This window comes from Streptomyces sp. V4I2 (genome assembly GCF_030817655.1).
GTDB classification, from domain to species: domain Bacteria; phylum Actinomycetota; class Actinomycetes; order Streptomycetales; family Streptomycetaceae; genus Streptomyces; species Streptomyces plumbiresistens.
The window spans coordinates 59,937-74,660 of record NZ_JAUSZM010000002.1 but is presented as its reverse complement, the minus strand read 5'-3'; the positions used below and the strand labels follow the sequence as shown (position 1 = coordinate 74,660).

Genomic DNA, 14,724 nt, shown 5'->3' with positions numbered 1-14,724 from the left:
GGGTTGGTCAGACGGTGAGCATGCGGATCACCGCGGGGAACGCCATCAGCAGCATGACCAGCACGGCGAGCAGGGCTCCGGGGGCGGTCATCTTCTCGCTGGCGGCGTTCGCCTCGGCCGCCTGTGTGGCCAGCAGCTCGCTGTTGAGGGCGGCGGTGCGGGCGCGCAGGGCTTTGTAGACGGCGGCGCCGTCGGTGGCGCTGCCGCGCATGATGTCGGCGACGTCGTCCAGGACGGGCAGCTCGTACTCGGCGGCGAGCTCGGTCAGTGCCTGGTAGGGCGGGATCTTCTCCAGCCTGGCCCGGCGCAGGGCCGCCTGCAGGTAGAGGAAGGGCCAGCCGCGGCCGACCTCGGCGGCCTTCTCCAGCGCCTCGGCGGGGCCGGCATCGGCGGCCCGTTTGAGCGCGACCAGGTCCAGGTAGGCGGACAGGGCGTGTGCGAACTCCTCCCGGGCCCGCCTGGCCTGGTCCCGCACCGCGAGATCCGGCGTGATGAACAGCAGCCCCGCCACGACCAGGCCGGCGCCGGCGGGCACGTAGAACGGCAGGGAGACGCCCGCGATGATCCACGGGATCGTGACGAGCACCGGGCAGAGCAGGCCGAGACCAGCCAGTGCGGTCTTCTTCAGCATGAACTGGCCCGGTCCCTGCCCGAGCAGGGCCAGGTTGGTGGCAGGGACCCGCACGCCGGGCAGGCGCTCGAGGCGGGCCAGCAGCCACCGGCCCCACCGCTCTTCGCGGTCCAGTTCCGGCTCGGGCAGGGTCAAGGCCGTCGGGGCGCTGCGTGCGAGGGCGGGCCCTAGCGCGGGCTGAGGGCGCAGCAGTTCCCGTACCAGCAACGCCAGGCCGGCGCCAACCGTGCCCCCGGTGACTACGACGGGAAGCAGGTTCACGAGCTGGCTCCTTCCGGCTCACGGCCGGCAGCCGGCAGGTCCGGCGTGCCGGGTTCCTCGGCGGGTGCGGGCAGGCGGACGGTGCTGGACGGGTCGGTGATCAAAAAGCGGGGGATGCGGCGGAAGGAACCCAGCTGCCGCATCAAAGCGAGCACCCCGATGAAGGCGGCCATCAGGAAGGCGAGCACCAGCTGACCCAGCAGCGTGGAGTACGGCTTGGTGTAGGCAGGCACGAAGAACCCGGCCACCACGACGCCCACGGTGAGGATGGTCATCCACCGCACCGTGGTGCGGGGCTTGGCCCGGTCCGCCTCGATAGAACGCTTCTTGGCGACCTCGTCGCGGACCGTGCCCGCCAGATCCTCCAGCGCCTGCGCCAGACCCGGGCCGCGGTCGCCCGCCGACAGGATGAGTGCGGCGACCACCTTGTCCGCGGTCACATCGTCCAACTCCCCGGCGAACGCGCGCAGCGCCTCCTGCGGCCGCCAGCCCAGACGCAGCCGGTCGGACAGGTTGACGACCTGCCCGGAAAGCTCGTCTGGTGCCCCCTGACGGCTGGTGATCATCGCCTGTTCCAGACCCATCCCCAACCTCAAGAGCCCGGCCAGGCGCTGGGTCCACTCGCTGAGCGCCTCCAACTGCCCGATGCGTTCCTGCGCAAGCTGCGCCGGGGCGATCAGCCAGGGCACGCCGATGACGGCCGCGCCGAGCAGCGCGCCGCCCACGAAGTTCCCCGAGACCAGCCACACGGCGACGAACACCACGACCGCCACCACGGCAAGGGTCCGCCGGCGCAGCCGGACGTCCTCGGCCTGCTCGGGGCCCGAGCGCAGGGCCTGCCACCGTTGCCGCAGCGAGGCCCGGCGCGGTGCGGTCGTGCCGACGAGTCCGGCCACGATGCCGATCAGCCCGCCGATGACGGCCATGCCGCTCAGCAGCCCCAGCAACAAGGTCATCGGCCTGCTCCCACCTTCAGCGGCAGCGGTGCCTGCCAGGCCCCGTAGGGCTGCTGCAGCAGGGCGGAGTCGAAGCCGACGCGGCGCAGGTCGTCGATACAGCCCGGATCCATCCGCGGCACCGCCCGCAGCTCCCCGAACTCAGTCCCGGGGGAGAAGATCTCGTTGGTCGCGGGCCGGCCGTTCTCGCCGATCCCGGTCAGCTCCAGGACATGGGAGACGTAGCGGTGGCGCCGTCCGCCGATCTGCGTCTCGTCGGTCATGTCGACGTAGACGATGAAGTCCAGGCCGTTGGCGGTCTGCCGGTAGGCGAGCTGCTCGGACAGGTTCTCCTGGGCGAGCGCGTACAGTTCGGCGATCCGGTCGAAGATGATGTCCGGGCGCCGGGCGTGGATCGTGCACAGGTTGCCGCCCGACCCGTTCGTCAACGCCTGCATCATCGCGACGACTTCAGGCCCGCGGACCTCGCCGACCACGATCCGCTCCAGCGACATCCGCAACGCCGGATGCATCAGATCCAGCAGCGTGACCTCGCCGGCGCCGCGCCCGGTGACGTCCTTCTCCCCGTTGGACTCACGCCCGACCAGGGAGACGACCTGGCGGTGATAGCCGTTGGCGTGAGCGAACAGCTCATCCTCGGTCTGGATGGTGGCAAACCGCGTGTCCGGGTCGAACTCCTTGAGCATCGCCCGCAGCAGCGTGGTTTTCCCCGCCTTCTGCTTGCCTGCGATCATGATGTTCTTCTCCGCGCGCACGCACGCGCCGAGGAAGTCACGCAGGATCGGGTCGATCGTGCCCAGCCGTACCAGGTCGTCGAGAGCGGCGTGGGAGACCCGGTGCCGGCGGATGACCGCGTAGGTCATCGGCCCCAGCCCGCTGATGGCCTGCAGACGGGAACCGTCCTGCAACGACAGAGCCAGCGTCGGGTTCGCGGTGGAGATGGTGCGCTCGTTTTGCCCGGAGCCGCGGGCCAGCTCCCGCAGCAGCTCCAGCAGTTCCTCTTCCGAGTCCGCGATCGGCCCCACCATGCGGCGCTCGCCGTCGCCGTAGTCCAGCCACACCTCATGCGGGCCCTGGATGATGATGTCCTCGACCCGCTCATCGTCCAGATATGGTTGCAATCGACCCGCCCTGAAGAGCAGGTCATAGACGGCACGCCGGAGGGCTTCGTCCTCCTGCGGCGCCATGGCCTGGGCGTCCGACCACAGGGCGACAGCCTCGTTGATCCAGTTCAGGCAGCGCTGTTCCTCGCTCGCCCGGTCCATATCCGGCGTCGTCTTCAGCAGCTCCTCACGCTGCTTGGCTACCTGGGCCGCGATATGCCGGGCGACCTTGTAATCGACGGTGACCTGAGGCGTGGCGGTGCCCAGCGCGTGCGTACTCGAGACAGCACCAGTCGGAGCATGTGCGCCGTCCGCCTGGTGCGTCCACGACTGCAAGGGATGGCCAGGCGGCGCAGCGACACTGGGATCGGTGTGCAGAGGCCTACCGCGCACGGGTCACCTGCCCGCCCGCGGCACGCACGCCGCCTGGATCGAGACGGGCCCGCCGCAGAGCAACCCGCTGCACCAGCAGGGCGCTGCCCGTCCGGGCGGCCTTCATCAGCGGCGACTTGGTGAAACGACGGGCCTGCTCGGCGCCGTCCGACAGCACACGGGCGTCGTCCGGCGCGTAGGGCAGGGTCGCCACCACCGGCACCTGCAGCACCCGCTGCACCTCGCCCGCAGGGTAGGGACCCTGGTCGATCACAATCAGCCCCACCTCGCCGACCTGTTCCGCCAGCGCACGCACCCGGGCCTCCGCGGCCTGCAGGCAGCGCAGGGTGTTACGCACCACCACGAGGACCGTGTCGGCCTGCTCGGCCAGGACACCGGAGGGCCCGAACGCCCCGCGGCGGCCGAGGTCGATCAGAACGTCGTGACTGTGCTCGGCCTCGATGCCGCGGAAGATGACCCCCAACGCCTTCCACACCGAACCCAGGCTCGCCGCCTGCGCAGGATCAGTAATGCCCGGCAGCAACAACCGGTCGCGCGGCGACTCCTTCTTGCCGTCCTCGCTGCTCAAGTCGATCAGCTGACGCCAGAAGACGTCACCAAGATCGCCCTGGCGGGCGGCGACGGAGAGGTTGCGCAGCCCGTACCGGTCGCCCAGGGTGCCCTGCAGCAGTCCGTGCAGCACCGCGCCGCCGTCCGGGTCGCACTCGGCCAGGATCATCTTCCGGCCCGGCTCCAGCGGCCACGACAGCAGCAAGGCGAGAGCACTCGTGGTCACCCCGGGCGCGCCACTGCAGCCAGCTAAGGCGATCACACTCATCGGCTGCCGTCCGGAGCGTCAAGGACCAGCCGCAGTGTGCCGGCCGACACCCAGGCCGCGGCCGTGGGGCCGTCCTGCGCGGTGGTGGCGACGTCGACGACCACGACGCCGGTGCCGGGGGCAGGCTTCGATGCCTTCACGACTCGCCCCGCGATCGTCTTGGGCGCTGTGCCGCTCTCCGCCGTTCCCGTCGCGCTTTGAGCCGGGACATGGACCAACTGCACTTTCTGTCCCGGCACCAGTGCCGTGGCGGGCACCATCTCCGGCTTCAGGCCGATCGGCACCAGCTGCTCGCCAGCCTTCACCAGAGAGTCTTTCGTCACCTGTGACGGCGTCAGCAGGGAACCGGGCTTGAGCTCCACCGCCGCCCGCTTGCCCACCACTGAGTCCAGGTTGTCGCTGTGAACCGTCTTGACGGCGGGATCCAGGGCTACCGATGCTTTGCCCAGGTCCTGCTCGGTGAGGACCTGGCCGACCTGGACGTCGCGAACTACGGTGACTACCTCCGTGCGGTTGCCGACCTGCAGCAGTAAAACCGCGACCCCGGCGCCGCCAGCAGCAATCAGCGCCAGCGACAACGCGATCACGCCGGGGCGGCGCCTGCGTGCCGACACCCGCGGCGGCGCCACCGGGCCAGCCACCTGCCCCTGCGGCGGTACGCCGTGCGCAGGGCTCGTGCGTTCTTGTGTCTTGCTCAACGCTCCATCCTTCCGGCGGCGTTATCTGACAACCTGCAGTTCGCCGATCCCCACCTGCATCTGCGACTGCCTGGTCTCGGTGAACTGCCCCGCTTCATCGCCGCCGGCCACTTGCCAGTCGACCGTCCACGTCGACGTGGCCGTTACCGTGTACTTGCCTTGGGGCTGGGGGGCGGAACTGCGGGAGTAGGCGTGTCCGCAGGTCGGAGACTCCTGCTTGCCGTATGACGCCACGTACTTCGTGCCAGCCCCGTTGCAGGTGACGGTCGACCCGTCCCCCATCGCCCAGACGATTTTGGTGACCTTTGCGGTCGCGGTCACGGTCACGCCGCCCGCGCTGGCGCTCGTGGCATTCGGGCCGAAGGTGGTGGGACTCTGATTCACCCACATCCACATGGGCACGCCCACGAGGTACGTGCCAGCGGCGCGGGGGCTGGCGATATCTGGTCCGATGAGCTTCATTTTGTTGACGGCCTGCTGTGCCACCACGAGGGGATCGACAGCTGGAACGTCTGCAACGTCATCGGCGATGAAATATGTGTAGACCGGGGTGCCGCCCGGCCCGGTAAGGCAGGAGCGTTCATAGACCGCTCCTCCGTCTTTGGGGGACTGGTCTTTCCAGTACATGCTGCCTTCGGGGGGCTGCGGGTCCAGCTTCCTACTGGTGCACACCGGCTGGGTATCGCTGTTCTTTCCGCTACCGGAGTCGGCCGGCTGCGCGCCCGATCCAGAGGTGGCTGAGTCGTTGTCCGCTTCGCACACCACCCATTTGCCCGCCCCGCTGCAGCCACCCCCCAGAGGCGGTCCAGCGAAGGCCTGCGTGGGCCAGACCAGGGACAGGACGGCCGCCGCGGCCAGTCCGAGGCCGGTGTGAGTCAGCAGACGCTCTGCTGCGGCGTGACGTTCACGATCTTCCACTGCTTCCCCCACTTCTCCGCGTCGATCTTCGTCACGTAGCGGATGAGCCGGTCCTCCGGCATCTCCACGGGCTTGCCGGTCTTGCGATAGACGAACTTCCAGTCGGTGCTGTCCATGCAGTCCGTCAGCTTCGCGGACGGCACCTTCTTCGCTGCGGCGAGACTGTCGACTGTGGTGTCGTGCGTGGGCGCGCCAGTCGTCACGATGCCTTTGGACCGCAGATCCTTCAGGTCCGCCTCGGTGCTCGACATGGCCTCCGCGGCGGCGTACTGGTCGAATGCAGTGCCGGCCGTGTCGCCCTTGGCATAGGCCTTGGCCTGCTCGTCCCAGAAGTGGTCGTATGCGTCCAGTACGGCTGCTTTCTCAGCTGCCTGAGGGTCTGTATTGGCAGAAGATGTGGCAGGCGCGGGCGTGTCGCTGGAGGTGACCGAGGGGGTTGTAGCCGAGCTGTCGGCCTCCCCGCCGTTTCCGCTGCACGCGGTCATCGTGAACGCGGCGCCGAGCAGGAGGGAAGCAGCAGCGATGTTTCGTACGCGAACATCGAAACGAACGGTGCGATGTCCTACCCGGCGTGTCACGAGTCCTCCCCATTCAGTGCTGGGCGATCAGGCCGGTGGGTCCGGGAGTTGCCGGAGTCGGGACCCGGCCGTGCGCTCTGGTCGAGGTGCATCGACGCGCTTTTTGTAGTCGAAAGGCTGCGCATATGCCAGCCAACTTCCCAGCTGTGACCGGAAGTTCTCGCTCGTAACTCGGGGCATATCTGGTCACAGGCGAGCGTGGAGGCCGGCGGGTCGTTCTGCGTGAAAGGGATCGCACGGCCGGTTTTGGGGGCGTCGGCTCGTCGGGCTCTTGCTTCGGTGGATGGCCGCACGGGTTCGGCGGCCTGCCCGGTGGTTGTCGGGTGGCTGGCCTCCGTGGTGCTGGACGCGACCGGGCGTCGCTCCAGTCCTGCTGTGATCGTCATGGTGGTCAGGTGTCTGCCGGGAGCTGTGGTGGTCCGTGTGTTCATGGATGTGCTTTCGGGTGGGTGGTCTGCGGTCGGGAGGGTGCGTGGCCGGTTGCGGGGTGTGGTGCTGGTTCGCCGGGCCAGGGCTGCCGGTTGGGGGAGTCCTCTTCCCGGGTGGGTGGTGGGGTTGGCCATACGGTGATCACGTCGCCGTCGAGGGTGACGCGTCGGTTGGGGAATCGGTGGCGGACAAGGTTGAGGTCGTCCAGGTCGAAGTCGCCGGTCCCTTGGATCACGCAGGCAGTGCCGATGCGGGAGACGTTGCGCGTCCGGGCGGGCCATGCGTCTTCAACGCAGCGTTCGTTGCTGCGAATTCCGTTGGTAGCTTGTGTCATCTGCCGCTCCTTAAGGTCCCGTCTGTTCCAGGCTTTTATGATGCGATGCTTTCATCGCACGCCTGTAAGTTATGCGTTCGCAAGAGCAAAGTTCAAGGGGGTTTCGGGGGCGGTTACGGGGCTGCGACATTCCGTCCGGAAGACCTGATGACGTGTCACAGTGCGGTCCAGGGGTGTGCCGCGGCGTGCGGCCAGTCCCTTGTGAGGCGGGCGCCCTTCGGGGTGAGGTACCAGGCCCGGGTGCGGTGGGACTGGGGCAGTACCACGTAGTCGACCAGGTGCTCGCCGTGCGGCTGGTTCGGCTGCTGTGAGACCGGCTGCCGGGAGGGGTCGGGCCGCAGCAGCATGTGCAGTTGGTGGGTGGTGGCCGTGCGGTGCTGGGCGAGGGTGGCCAGGAGCTGATGGGTGAGGGGTTCGGCGGGGCTGGGCGTGAAGCCCGCCGCCGTACGCTCCTTGGGCGGGGTGGTGGTCAGGTCCATTCGTTGTCCTTGGGCAGGCCGGCAGCGGTGGTGGCGGCGGGGGAGTGCTGGGCGAGAAAGGCGGTGACGCGGTCGAGCTGGGCGGTGGCGCGCTGGGTGAGCTGGGTGAGTGGGAGTGCTTGGGCGTTGGCCCGGGCGGCTCGTTCCAGCGCGGGGACGTCCCTGGGGCGGGCCAGGTGGGCGAAGATGTCGTCGAGATGCGGGCCGCGCAGCTGGAGGGGTCCGATGCGGTGGCCGTGCACGTTCAGGGAGATGTAGTGCTGGAAGCGTTCCATGGTGGCGACCCGGTCGGGGGTGGGGTTGTCGCCCCATTCGGCGGTGATGGGTGCGATCGCGGATGTGGATCCGGCGGTGGTGGCGAGTGTGGAGGCGTTCTGTACCAGGGACAGCCGCACTGGCGTGGGGAGGCGGGCCAGTAGCTGGGTCATGCCGTGGACGTGGCAGCGGTATTTGCGGAGGTCCTCGAACATGCTCGCGATGGTTTCCGGGGTGGCTCCGGTGAGGGTGATCAGTTCGTCGAAGTAGGGGCGGAACGGCACCCGCCTGCTTTCGGGTGTGTCGCGGCGGGAGCGTGCGGCGCGCAGCAGGTCGCGGGCGAGGAGCGCGGTGATCAGGCGGTCGGTGGGTCCGGTGCCGCCCGGGCACACCCACACGATCATCCGGGTGTCCATGGCGGCGCGGATGTTGTAGACGCCGGCGGGCTGGCCGAGGAAGGCGCGGGTGATGGGGTTGGCGGCCAGGCGGGTGATCGGGTTGAGGACGACGGCGAACGCGTCAGGGGGCAGGGTCGGGAACACGACTTGCCACCAGGCGCGGGTCTCCTCATCCAGTCGGCCCGCCACCGCGGCGAGCGCTGCCTTGCGGAAGGTGGTGTCGGTGAGCAGGGCCCGTATATGGAAGATGGTGGCCTGGTCCTCGGGCCGGCCCACCTGGCAGGCCGCCTCGTTGATGGCGGCCAGGACGGTGAGCGCGGCGGTCAGGATGGTGAGGGCACGGGGCGCGGTTGCGTCGTCCCAGGCCAGTGCGGAGGCGTAGGAGTCGGCGATCGCCTCGACGACCTCGTGCGCCGTCTGGCCGTGGTGCATCCCGAGCGGATTCCAAGAACTCACCCGCGGGTTGGGGCCAAGAGCGTTGAGGTCGATCAGCGCGATCCGGGGCATCAGGGTCTCGTGTGCCAGGAACCTGGTGGCCCGCGGCCACGAGTCGCGGTGCGGGTCGACGAAGACCAGCCCCCCGCCCGCGTGTGCCCAGCCGATCGCCTGCGCCAGGGCCCTTTCCGTCTTGCCGCCGCCCGCCTTGCCCACCCCCACCTCGAACAGAGTCTCCTCTGCGTAGGTGGCGACCAGACGCTCACGGCCGTCCGGGCTCCGGTAGATGCCCTGCAGCAGCAACTCGGGGTCGCCGAAGGCGAAGGTGGGCAGGTCACCGGCGAGCACCGGCAGCCGGCAGTGCACGGTGGGGGGCTTGAGCAGGCCGGTGATCTCTTCCAGTTGGACCCAGTTGGCGCGGGGCGGCTGGCAGTGCCCCAGATTCCAGCGGCGCTCGAAGCCGCGGCGGGTGGGCCAGTGGTCGGCCCCGATCCGCCACGGTCCCAGCCGCCAGCCGCGCATCGCCCACCGGGAGCGGCCGCCGAACACGTCGAGGGCGGCCTGGAGTTGGGCGAGGCGGGCCTGGGCGCGGCCCTGGGTGTTCGAGGCGCACATGACGAGCAGCTGGACGCGGACCAGGTGGTCGTCTTCGGCGAGCTTGCCCAGCGCCTGGGCCGCATCCACCCGGCGGGGCACCGGCGGCATCACCAGCCGCCGCCCGCCGCCTGGGCCGGGTTTGTCGGTGAGGAGCTGCTGCAGCTGCCAGCCCATCGAGTCCTCGATGCCGCTGGCGTCCTGCCGCAGCCAGCGCGCGGACCGCTGGGCTTCGCGGCGTTCCGTGCGGCGCGCGGCGCTCATCAGCTGCAGGCGGCGTGCCCGCAGTGCCCACTTGGGGGCGCGCTGGAGGTCGAGGCGGATCTCGGCGAGGTCGCCGAGCTCGGCGCGCAGGTCGGCCACGGCGTCGACGAGGGGCTGGAGGGGGTCGGGGGCCAGCGGCACCTCGCGCAGCGGGGCGATGGGCTTGCCGCGCAGGATGAACTCGGCGCGCACGGTGTGTGTGCGGGGCGTGTCGGCGATGGGGCGGGCCCGGGTGACGGTGATGTCCGGCCCGAACGGGGTGACCGACAGCAGGCGTTCGCCGCCGGCGGGGCCTTCGATGCGGTAGCGCAGCGGGCTGGTGCCGTCCGCGCGCAGCCGGATCTGCACGGCCTTCGCCCGGCGGGGCGCCCACCAGGGCATGGCCGTGGAGGCGCGGGCGAGCTGGACGCCGCGGCGGAAGATCTCCTCCAGGCTCGGGTCGAAGTGCCGGCTGGAGACGAGTTCCAGGGCCATCCGCTCGGCGGAGGCGCGTGCTGCGAGCCGGCGTACCGCCAACTGGCTGCCTCCCCAGCATGCGGAGATGGCCAGGGCGAGGAGATACCAGTGGTCGTAGAGCCAGTCGGCGGCGCCGGCCAGGCTGGTGACCAGGCCGGGTACCTGACCAGCTGGTGCTTGATCGGCACGGTCCGTCAGGTACGGGGCTGCGGCGTCCACGTCGCTGCTCCCTTCGTGATGGTGCGGGTGAAGTGCCAGTCGGTGATGCGGAGGTCGGTGAAGGTGGAGCCGCGGTCCCTGCCGGCCCACACCAGATGGACCACCGCCTTGTCCGGGCTGCCGTCGCGGCGGGCGATCGCGGCCTGGATGCGAAAGCGAGCGGTGGCGAATGCCGGGGCCACCGCCTGGCCCGAGTCGGGGAAGATGTCTGGCCACGTCGCGCGGCCGACTCCAGTGGCGTCCGCACGCAGCAGCGCGCGGCCGGCGGTAAGCAGCTCCCGCTCGTCGCCGACGGGAAGGTCGGCAGGCCAGGCGGCCTCCAGGTTCCGCTGGACCGCCGGGTCGCCGGCCACGCCCTCGCCATGCGCCGCCAGCGCGGACTCGACGGCCGACGGGGTCGATGCGGCGGACGTCGCGGAGGGAGCCGTGCCAGCGGTCGGCTTCCTGGCGGGAGGCACCGTGGCCGCCGATGATGGATCCGCGGTCGCGTGCGCCGTCGACGCCGGGACGGGTTGTTCCTGACCGCGCGGCACGCCCAGCAAGGCGACACCCGCGACGGCGAGCATCACGGTGCTCAGCAACAGCAGAAGCGGTGAGCGCTGGGTGGTGGTCACAGCAGCCGTGCTCCCCCCGCGAAGCCGGACATCGCACTGACCGCGTCCAGGCGCACCACGGTCCCCGGCCGGGGAGCGTTGACCATCTGTCCGCCGCCCAGGTAGATCCCGACGTGATAGATCGTCTGGTCGCGTCCGGGAGCGGTGGCGTAGAAGACGAGGTCACCGGGCTTGAGCGCGCTGGTGCCGAGGCGGGCCGGGATCCGCTGGCCGGCTCCGGCCTGGGCGGCCGCGGTACGCGGCAGGCGGATGCCGGCCTTCGCGTATGCGTACTGGGTCAGCCCGGAGCAGTCGAAGCCCTTGATGCTTGCGCCGCTTTTGCCGCTGGGGGAGCAGCAGATGCCGGTCGACTTGCCGCCCGCGTTGCCGCCGCCCCACGAGTAGGGAACACCGCGCTGGGAGAGTGCGGCCTCGATGACGGTGCGGACCTTGCCCGTGACGTTCTTCAGGTCCGGGTCCTTGGCGGCCGCCGTGTACTGGTCGATCCAGCCCAGCACGTTGGCGACGTACTCATGCGACCGGTTGTACTGGAAGATCGCGGCCTTCAGCTGCGCCCGCTTGGTCAGGTCACGGGCCGGGTTGCCGCACAGGTAGATCGCGGCGCCGAGCGCGGCGTCGTCGGCGTTGTGCGGGTCGGCGGTCTTGTCACCGCCTGCGTCCTGGCCGACGCCTTCCCAGGTGGAGGGCAGGAACTGGAAGGGGCCAACGGCACGCTCCGCGCTCGGGGTGCCGTCCCATTTGCCGTTGTCGGTGTCGGGGAAGACGGTGGTGTTGCCACCGGCTCCGGAGCCGGTGAGGAGTACCCCGTAGATCTTCGGGCGGATGTCACCGTTGTCGGCGATGTTCCGGCCCACCGCGTGGTGGGACTCGGCCTTGGCGATCCCGGCGAGGATCGGCCAGCGCATGCCCTGGCACTTCGGCACATGCTTGCCGGCCTGCTGGACGGCCTTCTTGTACGCGGCCAGCATCCGGGGCGGAATGTCCGCGGCGCTGCCGCCTTCGGCGATCCCGCCGTCGTCCTGGGCACCCGTCTTCAGCGCGACGTACGCGCTGATCGCGTTCCCTGCCGGTGCGGCACAGCACACGGCGGCGAACAGCAGCAGCACCACCCCACACCCCCACCGCGCCCTACGGTGCCGGGCCGGCCTCACGCGTCGTCACCGCCCTCGTCGCGCTGCCGCTGCTCGCGTTCCTGGCGCAGCCGCTCGGCGTCGGCCGAGGTGCGCCGCATCAGCTCCTGGAACCGGGCGCGCGCCTGGTCACGGGTGCTGCTGCGGGCGCCTTCGCCTCCGGGAAAGACCGGCCTGGACCTGTCCGGTGACGCCCCGGCCGGGCGCCGGGGCGCGCCGCCTGGGAGCCGCGTCGGGGACGTGGGCGGGGCGCTCGGCCGTGTGCTGGCAGCAGGCATGGTCGCAGCTGCGGGCGCGCTGGCCGGCGGGGAGGCCGGTCTCCTGCCGGCCGGGGAACTGGAGGACCTGGTCGTCCGTGGTGCCGGTGCGGGACGGGTTTGCAGGCGACGGCGGACGAAGGGGCCGGGTCCACCGCTGTCGTCCGTGTGCTCCCGCAGGACACGGGCCACGTGACGGCCCGTGTCGGCCCAGGCCCGGCCGTCCTCGCGCACCGTGTTGCCCCACACCCGCACCTGCTGGCGGGCGTCCTGGGAATAGCGCGAGCCTCCCGACCGGGCCCGGCGGATGTTCGCGGGAAGACCGACCGTGGTCCCGTATGCGGTGCGGCCCCCGCGGTGGAGGATGCGGTAGCCGCGGAAGCGGACCAGCCGGTTGTGGGCGCGGGTGGACAGCAGGGTGCGGTCGGTGTTCTGGTCGTGCAGCACCTGGCCGGAGGTGCGGTCGACGACCTGGCCCTGCTCGTTGCGGTAGCGGTCGGGCGGGCCCGAGGGCCGCCGCGGTCCTGTGCCGCCTGAACCGTCCCCGCCGTCCGAAGGGCCGCGCGTGTTCGGGTCGCCGTCGGCGGTGGGCTTGCGCCACGTGGCCAGCTGCTCCTGGTCCGGCCGTCGGCCGATCAGCAGCCAGTGCGCGCCCTTCGCACCGAGCCGGGCGCCCAGTGCGCCCACGGCGGCGGCCGCGGTGAGCGGGGCCAGACCACGTCCGGCTTCCGCGGTGGCATCGGCGAGCAGGCGGCCGGTGTCCACCGGCATGCCCGCCCCGTCGAGCAAGGAGCCGAGCGCGCCCGTCAGCCGCTGGCGGGTGCCGAGCATCCCGTACCGGCCGCCGCCACCTGCGGTGAAGGCGCGCAAGCCGCCGCCGTAACCGCCGAGCGCGGCCGGGGAGTTCATGGCGAGCGCGGCGCCGAGCTCGCTGGTGTCGCCGGGCAGGTGGGTGCCGCCGACCTTGGCGTAGCGCATCCGCATCGCCATGCGACGGCCGAAGGAGGTGATCCCGGTCAGCAGGCGGCGGTGACCGGCGGCGCCCGCGATGGACAGGACGTCGATCAGCAGGATCCGTTCCACCATCAGGTCGGGCCCGTCGGTGAGGGTGGCGTCCACGGCGATCCCGAAGAACGGCACGAACGCGCAGATCCCCACCACCGCGAGGACCGAGATGCCCCACAGGGACAGCCACTTCCACACCGACTGCCGGGCGGGCCCGGGCAGCATGCCCGCGATGAACGTGACGCCGCCGACGGCTGCGGCCGCCGCGCAGACGCCCTGGGTGCCCAGCAGGACGATCGCGCTGGACAGCAGCATGCCGCAGAGGAACAGGGCGGCGACCAGCAGCAGGGCGGCGCCGCCGACCCGCCACCAGGTGGGCTCCTCGGCGTAGTCGGCGCAGGACGTGCCCACGTCGCCGGCCTTCTTCATGTCCGCCAGGAAGGCGGAGAACTCGCGGTCCTCGTCGGTGACGACCGCATTCGAGGCGTCCAGCAGTTCCCCGCCCGGAGTGAGCTCCGGCAGCGTGCCGCCTGCTTCGGGGGTCTCGTCGGTGTCGCGCTCGCAGTACTGCTTGGCCGGACCGTAAACCAGGCTGCAGGCGTCCTTCCGGTCCTGCGACGTCGTGCCGGCCTGGTACCCGCCCGTGATCCACTTCAGGTGGACGGCGTAGGCCTTGCGGTCGGCCGTCTTGGCGGGGTCCAGGATGCGCCCGTACTGCAGCAGCATGTAGGGCTTGACGATCAGCGCGTTGGTGATCGAGTCCTGGATCGGGCGGGCCACGTCGGTCGACGAAACCGGCTGGGCTTCCTCACGCTCCAGGCACTTGACCTCCTGCATGCCGGCCATGCCGTCGCACGGGCTCAGGCTGGCGAGCTTGCCGCCCCAGTCGTAGGAGTTGACACTCTGCTGCGCGACCTCGGCGGCCACCTGCTGGGCCTGCCCCAACGGCCCGTCCTGGGAGAGCAGCGTGTCGGGGCGGACAAGAGCCGAGGCGGCGACCGCACCGATCAGAAGGGTCAGGAAGATCTCGCCCAGACCACGGCCCACGCGGCCGCGCACGATCATGAAACCGGCGAACACGAACGCCCAGGCCAGCAACAGCCCCTTCACCCCGAGCGTGTCGACGACCACGGTGTCGTACGTGTCGGCGACCTTCTGCGCCGGGCGGGTGAGGATCTTCAGCAGCGGGAACCGGAAAGCCACCTCGATCGCCCACCCCGCAAGACCCACCAGCAGCCGGATCACGGTGAACAGCCCGGACAGGGCGAAGGCCAGGGCCTGGGTCTTGAAAGCGACGATGGAACCGCCCTCGGCGTTCAGCTCGTAGCCGTTGATCGCCACCCCCTCGGAGGAGGTGATGTTCAGCGGGGCGAGCAGATCTCCACTCTCACTGGTGCTGCCGGCCGCGTACACGACCTGGCTGTTCACCATGACGAACACACCGGTGAGCAGCGCCACGAAGCCGGCCGAGCGCAGGGCCCTGCGGTCTGGACGGAACAT

General features: G+C 70.6%; 12 protein-coding genes. All 12 read right to left on the bottom strand.

Going from position 1 to position 14,724, the window contains the following annotated elements; genetic code table 11:
* Nucleotides 1-7: 7 nt before the first annotated feature.
* The 12 genes from QFZ76_RS00510 to QFZ76_RS00455 all read right to left on the bottom strand — a co-directional run bounded on the left by QFZ76_RS00510 (nucleotide 8) and on the right by QFZ76_RS00455 (nucleotide 14,724).
* The gene (locus QFZ76_RS00510; RefSeq protein ID WP_307671812.1) at nucleotides 8-892 is read right to left on the bottom strand and encodes a type II secretion system F family protein; all 885 of its coding nucleotides are present in this window, start codon (nucleotides 890-892) and stop codon (nucleotides 8-10) included.
* Nucleotides 889-1,848, bottom strand: coding sequence for a type II secretion system F family protein (locus QFZ76_RS00505; RefSeq protein ID WP_307671811.1), 960 nt, complete (start codon nucleotides 1,846-1,848; stop codon nucleotides 889-891). Before QFZ76_RS00505 ends, QFZ76_RS00510 begins: the two co-directional genes overlap by 4 nt.
* On the bottom strand, nucleotides 1,845-3,344 hold the full coding sequence (locus QFZ76_RS00500) for a CpaF family protein (protein WP_307671810.1): 1,500 nt from the start codon (nucleotides 3,342-3,344) through the stop codon (nucleotides 1,845-1,847). Before QFZ76_RS00500 ends, QFZ76_RS00505 begins: the two co-directional genes overlap by 4 nt.
* On the bottom strand, nucleotides 3,334-4,161 hold the full coding sequence (locus QFZ76_RS00495) for a hypothetical protein (RefSeq protein WP_307671809.1): 828 nt from the start codon (nucleotides 4,159-4,161) through the stop codon (nucleotides 3,334-3,336). The genes QFZ76_RS00500 and QFZ76_RS00495 overlap by 11 nt, the downstream gene beginning before the upstream one ends.
* A complete protein-coding gene (locus QFZ76_RS00490) occupies nucleotides 4,158-4,859 on the bottom strand; it encodes an SAF domain-containing protein (RefSeq protein WP_307671808.1) in 702 nt (233 codons plus the stop codon). Before QFZ76_RS00490 ends, QFZ76_RS00495 begins: the two co-directional genes overlap by 4 nt.
* A gap of 21 nt (nucleotides 4,860-4,880) precedes the next feature.
* The gene (locus QFZ76_RS00485) at nucleotides 4,881-5,777 is read right to left on the bottom strand and encodes an ATP/GTP-binding protein (RefSeq protein ID WP_307671807.1); all 897 of its coding nucleotides are present in this window, start codon (nucleotides 5,775-5,777) and stop codon (nucleotides 4,881-4,883) included.
* On the bottom strand, nucleotides 5,735-6,355 hold the full coding sequence (locus QFZ76_RS00480) for a hypothetical protein (protein ID WP_307671806.1): 621 nt from the start codon (nucleotides 6,353-6,355) through the stop codon (nucleotides 5,735-5,737). The genes QFZ76_RS00485 and QFZ76_RS00480 overlap by 43 nt, the downstream gene beginning before the upstream one ends.
* A gap of 918 nt (nucleotides 6,356-7,273) precedes the next feature.
* Nucleotides 7,274-7,597, bottom strand: a complete 324-nt coding sequence (locus tag QFZ76_RS00475; protein WP_307671805.1) for a hypothetical protein — start codon at nucleotides 7,595-7,597, stop codon at nucleotides 7,274-7,276.
* Entirely contained in the window at nucleotides 7,588-10,218 is a 2,631-nt protein-coding gene (locus QFZ76_RS00470) for an ATP/GTP-binding protein (protein WP_307671804.1), read from the bottom strand. Before QFZ76_RS00470 ends, QFZ76_RS00475 begins: the two co-directional genes overlap by 10 nt.
* Nucleotides 10,194-10,832: a hypothetical protein gene (locus QFZ76_RS00465; RefSeq protein ID WP_307671803.1), complete on the bottom strand. Its 639-nt coding sequence runs from the start codon at nucleotides 10,830-10,832 to the stop codon at nucleotides 10,194-10,196. The genes QFZ76_RS00470 and QFZ76_RS00465 overlap by 25 nt, the downstream gene beginning before the upstream one ends.
* A complete protein-coding gene (locus tag QFZ76_RS00460) occupies nucleotides 10,829-11,938 on the bottom strand; it encodes a C40 family peptidase (RefSeq protein WP_307671802.1) in 1,110 nt (369 codons plus the stop codon). Before QFZ76_RS00460 ends, QFZ76_RS00465 begins: the two co-directional genes overlap by 4 nt.
* A gap of 41 nt (nucleotides 11,939-11,979) precedes the next feature.
* Nucleotides 11,980-14,724: a hypothetical protein gene (locus QFZ76_RS00455; RefSeq protein ID WP_307671801.1), complete on the bottom strand. Its 2,745-nt coding sequence runs from the start codon at nucleotides 14,722-14,724 to the stop codon at nucleotides 11,980-11,982.

What these genes read in the sequence shown, in the direction of transcription:
- QFZ76_RS00505 (WP_307671811.1), bottom strand. Translation starts at nt 1,848, where the DNA reads ATGACCTTGTTGCTGGGGCTGCTGAGCGGCATGGCCGTCATCGGCGGG.
- QFZ76_RS00495 (WP_307671809.1), bottom strand. Translation starts at nt 4,161, where the DNA reads ATGAGTGTGATCGCCTTAGCTGGCTGCAGTGGCGCGCCCGGGGTGACC.
- QFZ76_RS00475 (WP_307671805.1), bottom strand. Translation starts at nt 7,597, where the DNA reads ATGGACCTGACCACCACCCCGCCCAAGGAGCGTACGGCGGCGGGCTTC.
- QFZ76_RS00455 (WP_307671801.1), bottom strand. Translation starts at nt 14,724, where the DNA reads ATGTTCCGTCCAGACCGCAGGGCCCTGCGCTCGGCCGGCTTCGTGGCG.